Source organism: Streptomyces albidochromogenes (genome assembly GCF_005981925.1).
GTDB lineage: Bacteria > Actinomycetota > Actinomycetes > Streptomycetales > Streptomycetaceae > Streptomyces > Streptomyces albidochromogenes.
In genome coordinates, this window is the sequence record NZ_VBVX01000646.1 from 1 (window position 1) to 1,066 (window position 1,066).

Here is a 1,066-nt window from a genome sequence, read left to right on the forward strand (position 1 = left end):
TCCACGGACAGGGGTACGGCGCGCAGGTCGGCGCCCATCCGCTTCTCCGCGATGTCGCAGAGCCGTTCCAGCTCGCCCGGGTCGAGGAAGGTGGGCGTGCCGCCGCCGAAGGCCGCGGCGGCGAACCGCACCTCGCCGCTGTCGCCGCCTGTGGCGTCGAGGGCGTCACGCACGGCGGTGGCCTGCCGGTCGAGCGCGTCGAGGTAGCGGCCGGTCAGCTCGTCGGGGGCGCCGATGCGGGTGAAGAGGTTGCAGAAGCCGCAGCGGACCTCGCAGAACGGTATGTGGAGGTAGAGGGAGAGGGCGCCCTTGGGCTCGTCCGCCCACAGGTCGCGCAGCGCGGGGCGGTCGCTCAGCTCGCGGTACGCCGTCTTGTGCGGGTAGGCGTAGACGTAGCTCTGGTAGGGGCGCGGCGGCGCGGTGCTCATCGGGTGGCCCCTTGTTCGAGGGTGAAGTGGGCGTAGGGGACGGTCCAGACGGCCTCGTGGCCGAGCCGGTGGCCGGTGTAGCCGTCGTCGCCGTACGCCGTTCCGTGGTCGGAGCAGACGATCGCGAAGCAGGGCCGGCGGCTGCTCGCGGCGGCGAACAGCCGGCCGATGTGCCGGTCGACGTACTCCAGGGCGGCCGCGTGGGTGGCGCGCGAGTCACCGGCCTCGCGGGTGGCGCCGGGCAGGTGGAACCAGTTGGGCTGGTGCAGGGCGGAGACGTTGACGAAGAGAAACAGCCGCTGGTCCGCCGGGAGTTCGGCGACGACCTGTTCGGCGCGGGCGATCTGCTCCTCGAACGACGTGGGTGACGTCACGCCGAACTCCGGCTCCCAGTGGCTTTCCCGGAACATCCCCGGCAGTACCGACCCGAGCGGCCCCTGCCGGTTGAAGAACCCCACGCCGCCGACGCACACCGTGTGGTAGCCGGCGTCCGCCAGGCCGGTGACGAGGTCGGGCGCGTCGAAGACGAAGGTGCGTTCCGCAGTGGTCTCGCTGCCGGCGAAGCGCGCCGCGAACAGGCGCGGGTGGGGGCCCGGGGCGGCGGGCGTCGGCAGGAAGCCCGCGAAGATCGCCTGGTG

The 1,066-nt window shown here is 72.9% G+C and carries 1 protein-coding gene and 1 pseudogene; both read right to left on the bottom strand.

The features are described 5' to 3' along the window. Positions 1-428: pseudogene (locus E2E34_RS34530) on the bottom strand (STM4012 family radical SAM protein); the annotation flags it as partial. Next, a partial coding sequence (locus tag E2E34_RS34535) for an STM4013/SEN3800 family hydrolase (RefSeq protein ID WP_138905746.1) occupies positions 425-1,066 on the bottom strand: 642 nt, incomplete at its 5' end. The pseudogene E2E34_RS34530 and the gene E2E34_RS34535, both read right to left, overlap by 4 nt.